Annotated in this window: 5 protein-coding genes and 1 riboswitch; of the genes, 1 reads left to right on the top strand and 4 read right to left on the bottom strand. The window is 29.3% G+C overall.

The window, feature by feature from the left end:
* Together VLM92_RS11935 and VLM92_RS11930 are read right to left on the bottom strand one after the other, a co-directional pair.
* On the bottom strand, positions 1–1,982 hold a 1,982-nt coding region (locus VLM92_RS11935), incomplete at its 3' end, for a methyl-accepting chemotaxis protein (RefSeq protein WP_325276558.1).
* A gap of 354 nt (positions 1,983–2,336) precedes the next feature.
* A riboswitch (cyclic di-GMP riboswitch) is annotated at positions 2,337–2,412 on the bottom strand.
* A gap of 126 nt (positions 2,413–2,538) precedes the next feature.
* Positions 2,539–2,814, bottom strand: coding sequence for a hypothetical protein (locus VLM92_RS11930; protein ID WP_325276557.1), 276 nt, complete (start codon positions 2,812–2,814; stop codon positions 2,539–2,541).
* 259 nt (positions 2,815–3,073) lie between these two features.
* Here VLM92_RS11930 and VLM92_RS11925 point away from each other — a divergent pair, with 259 nt between their 5' ends.
* Entirely contained in the window at positions 3,074–3,364 is a 291-nt protein-coding gene (locus VLM92_RS11925; protein WP_325276556.1) for a hypothetical protein, read from the top strand.
* Positions 3,365–3,715: 351 nt separating this feature from the next.
* Here the strand turns inward: VLM92_RS11925 and VLM92_RS11920 are convergent, their stop codons facing one another.
* Together VLM92_RS11920 and VLM92_RS11915 are read right to left on the bottom strand one after the other, a co-directional pair.
* The gene (locus VLM92_RS11920; RefSeq protein WP_325276555.1) at positions 3,716–4,228 is read right to left on the bottom strand and encodes a hypothetical protein; all 513 of its coding nucleotides are present in this window, start codon (positions 4,226–4,228) and stop codon (positions 3,716–3,718) included.
* A 283-nt stretch (positions 4,229–4,511) separates the two neighbouring features.
* Positions 4,512–4,899, bottom strand: a 388-nt coding sequence (locus VLM92_RS11915; protein WP_331681758.1) for a hypothetical protein, incomplete at its 5' end; no start/stop codon positions are given.

Below are 4,899 nucleotides of genomic sequence, written 5' to 3'. Positions count from 1 at the left end.
TTTAACATTTGAGCTTGACTTGATAACTCTTCACTTGCAGCAGCACTTTCTTCAGAAGTTGCTGAATTAGTTTGTACAACTACAGATATTTGCTCAACTCCAATATTTACTTGATTGATATGCTGTGCTTGTTCATCGCTTGCATCTGCAATTTCTTGTATAACTTGTGCTGACTTTTGTGCACCATCAACAACTTCTTCAAGAGATTTTGCAGTTTCTGAAACAATTATTGTACCATTTTCTATTGCTATAAGTGATTTTTCAATTAACTGCGCTGTATCTTTTGCACTTTGTGCAGATTTTGCAGCAAGATTTCTAACTTCATCAGCAACAACGGCAAATCCTTTACCAGCTTCTCCAGCACGTGCTGCTTCTACAGCTGCATTAAGCGCTAAAATATTTGTCTGGAATGCTATATCATCAATATTTTTTATTATATTTCCAATTTTATTTGATGTATTGCTAATTTCATCCATTGCAACAATCATTTCTTGCATTTGTTCTTTTCCTTTATCTGTCGCAATACTTGATTTTACAGATATTTCCTTTGCTCTTTCTGCATTTTGTGCAGTTTGCTTTATTTGTTGTGAAACTTCATTTATAGTTGCTGAAAGTTCTTGAATTGAACTTGCTTGTTCTGTAGCACCTTGAGAAAGTAATTGTGCACCTTCTGCTACTTGGTCTGAACCAACTGCAACTTGTTCACCTGCAACATTTATTTGTGATAAAGTACTATTTAAACTATCTACAATTTTATTTACAGCTATTGATATAGGTTCAAAATCATTTGCAAACAACTCACTTGCTCTTTTATCATCCACATCAACATCTAAATTACCATTACTAATTTCAGTTAATATATATGTTAACATATTTATCATTTCTCTAAAATCATTAACTATTTTACTTGTAGCCTCTGCTACTAGACCTATCTCATTATCTTCATCTATAACTATAGTTTCTGAATTCAAATCACCTTGTGCTAACTTTTTCAACCTTTCACTGCATTCTTTTAATGGGTTTCCTATTCTATTAGAAATCTTTATTGCTACAATAAGTGCTATAATTGTAAATACTATAGCTAATATAACTGTAATTATGATTGAAGTATACATTTGCCCAAGAAAATCAGCTTTATTTACCATTACACCTATACCCCAACCATTACTATGTTGCACTGGAGCATATCCTAAAAGCCAATCTTGCCCATCGAATTCTACACTAGAAGATCCTATTTCTCCTGAAATAAGCTTTTTATCTGCCTCTGCAAAAGATATTAAGCTTTTATCTGTTTCTGATTCTCTTATAGTATTTTCTACGCCAATAAGGCTAGTATCCTCATCCGCAATTGTTGTTCCTTGACTATCTATAAGGTAAGTATCACTATTTTCGCCTATTTTTATATTAGTAATAATATCATTTAAAAAGTCTTTATCTACATCAAAACTTACAATCCCTACTATTTTGCTACCTTGTACTCCATTTTCCCAAAGAGGTGCTGAAACTACCATTATAAGTTGTCCTGTTAATTTACTAACAACAGGGCTACTCAGATGTGCTTCTCCTGCCATAGAAGCCTTGAAATAATCTCTTTCAGAATAATCTTTTCCACTAAAAAGATCTTTACCATCTGCATATATAATTTGGCCTAATGATACTCCATAGAACTTTTCTTGCTTAGTTATAATGCTTTGTTTTTCTTCTATACTTACATTAGGATCTGAAAGTTCTTTTATAATACCTGTTTGAATCGCTGCATTTTCAAGATTCATAATTTTTTGAGAAACGTTTTCGGAAGCTTGTTTAGTCGTTTCTACAACGGTATCTGATAAAATAGTATTAGAAGTCTTATAATTTAGAAAACTTGTAATTGCTCCTAATAATAAACAACAAATAACTGCAAAACACACAATTATTAAGGTAAGTTGAGTTTTTATACTTTTGTTTTTGTCTTTTCTTTTGTGTCTTAATTTAAATTTCATTCTTGATTTATCTCCCTTTATTATTTTTCTTTATCTGTTAATCTATCAATAGCACTAACAATATTAATTATTTAAAGCTTAGTTGTTTACTCGTCTAATCCAATCATCTCTCCTTTAATACATATTTCTTTACTATTAAATATCATACTTATTTATTATTTTTACGTACTAAACTACTATAACTTTATAGGCATTTGATATATTTATCTAAATAATTTATCTGAAATAGTAAATTACATAATTTCAAGTTTATTTATTCCTGATTCCATAAGTACTTGTGTTTTCAAAATTCTCTATATAAAAATAAAAGAGCATCAACATGAACCTGTTAACACTCTTTTCTAAAAGACAAATTTATACAACTGGCTAACTTAAAAAAGTCCCTATAGATTTGCGTCGCCGAATCACTTCGGGTTTTCTAATTTAATTTTAATAGTTAAATTCACACCTTACATTAATATAAATGTATATTTTTGTGAATATTTAAGATATTTTGTGTATTTATGTTATTTTTCAGATGCAAAAGTATGGAGAATTTATCTGCAGTATTTTTTGCCTATTTTATAGCTAGTATTATTTGGCAAATCCCTTCGTAAAAATTTCCAAATACCACTATTAATCCACCATAAAATGTGAATTTCCATTCTGTTTTGCTTACTTTTCCTTTATTGAATTTTTGTTTTGTTGAATAAATTAACCCTAACATTGCTATTGAAAAAGATATTGGTACTACTCCTGGCATTGTAATACTAAATGCTAAAGATAGTAAAGATAGTAATATTGTTGTCACCCCAAAAATGAAGGTGATTATTCTAATTGTTTTATCTTTCATGATTATCTCCCCTCGATATAGTCTTATGTAAATAAGATCTCTATATTTTTATTTTATAAAAACTTTGATATATAAGATTGCTATAAAACTGCAATATATGGAATATTTTCACATATATTGACACTCAAATATAAATAAACACATATACTGAATTATGCAATATTATATATTGATATTGTGTATATAACTAGATAACCAATAAAAAATATTAGATTAAATTCGTAGTATATTCCAAAATTTATATTAAGGAGGAATTTTTATGAGTCCTAGTGAAATAGTTCCTGGTGGATGGGTAATAGATATTAAGCACCCTTGTTGTGTATGTAAAAAACTGATTTGTTGCTTTGATAAAGCATTCGAAGATTTACTTGGAGCAAATTATGAGATAGTACTTTACTTGGGTTATCAAGTTGTTGCTGGAACTAATCATATGCTACTATGCAAGCAAACACTAACTACAAACCCTCCAGAAGAGCACTTAGTTATAGTAAAAATTTTTAAATCACTTAACTGTGAGTGTAGCGTAACATCAGTAGAAACTATAATATAAAGATAGTGTAGATATTTTTATATTATATAAATAAATACTCTCTAAGACTACTGGAAATTCTTAATTCCAGTAGTCTTTTTTATTTCTAATAAGTACTAACAATCACATCTATTTTCCCCTACTTAATGTAACCACTGTTTGTACTCTTGTTGTATTATTTTAAAATCTAAAAGTATTATGAGAGTACTCATTTATATCAGCAAGCAAACTCAAATTTTATTGTTTATTTTCAATAGGGATAATTCCATAAATAGCAATATTATTGTTTATTAATTCATTTGATATATTTGGAATATTTTGCAATGCAGTTTGAATAATAAATCCATTTTCTGCTCTATTAATTTCATTTTCCTAAAGAATTTTCAAAAGTAATGTTAAACAATGTTGAGCACACTCTTCTTGGATTTGTTCTGAAAAAGATTTACCCATACCACCTATAATAATGTAAAATTTTCTGGGTATATTGCTGTAATCTTTAGTATCAATTGATTTTATATGATAGCTTTCTAAGTCACTTTTTGTTTTATCTAGTTCGGGTATATCTAAATCAAAGAACTCAGCCATTTCTTTAATTATATTATCAATTATTTGAGTACCTCCTAAATGAAACATTGTCTCGTGAAAGAAAGAAAATTGCGAGTGTGAAAAAGAAATCCCATCTTGTTTATAACTATACTCGGCGATATTATCTATAACCTTATACATATCCCCCTGTTCATCTGATTCATTATTTGGAAATATTTCTCTGAATTGTCCTTGTAAATGATTACCAAACCTTAATGTATGTTCAAACTCAACTTTTCGCAATACACGAAGTTTATCTATAAATTTCATCACCTTTGAAATTCTAAATGTTTTAGCCATAAAATCATCTCCTTTATATTTCGTATACATTTGTATACAAATGTATACTTATTGTATGCCATTGTATGTAAAATGTAAATAAAAATATTTATTATGCCACATACAATGTACGGTTATCTTTTTTCCTTATCCTATAATTATAGACCTTGATGCAACTTAAATACAAAAGCCCCCCTGATTCGTGTTTTACGACCCAGGGGGTATTTTAATAAAGTTATATAAGTTAATTCACTAGTACCTTTATTATGTCCTAGCATAAAGTCCTTTTTTCAGTAGTCCTATCTTAATTATGCATAAAAAACTCATCTTCATCACTATAAGGAATAAGCTTTTTACCTAATAGACTAATAACCGATCCAGTAATTTTACCACCAATAAATCCAATAATTACAGTTGCTACAATTGCACCTAACTGAACCCCTACATTTCCAGTAATAAATACAGCTACAATTCCTCCTAAAAGCCCCGGCATTCCATGTAAATTATGAATACCACAAGTATCTGTTCCTTTAATCAAATTTTGAAGTTTTGGAGCAATAATCGCATAACCAATAACACTTAAAGCTCCTGCAGCAATACCGATTAACATCGCATAACCTGGAGTTGTCACATCACAAGTTGAACCAATCGCAACTCCACCTGCAAGTGCAGCATTAGCAATATCTTCAATG

The sequence above is a fragment of the Romboutsia sp. genome (genome assembly GCF_035470145.1).
Classification (GTDB): Bacteria; Bacillota; Clostridia; order Peptostreptococcales; family Peptostreptococcaceae; genus Romboutsia_D.
This window is presented reverse-complemented; position numbering and strand designations above follow the sequence as displayed.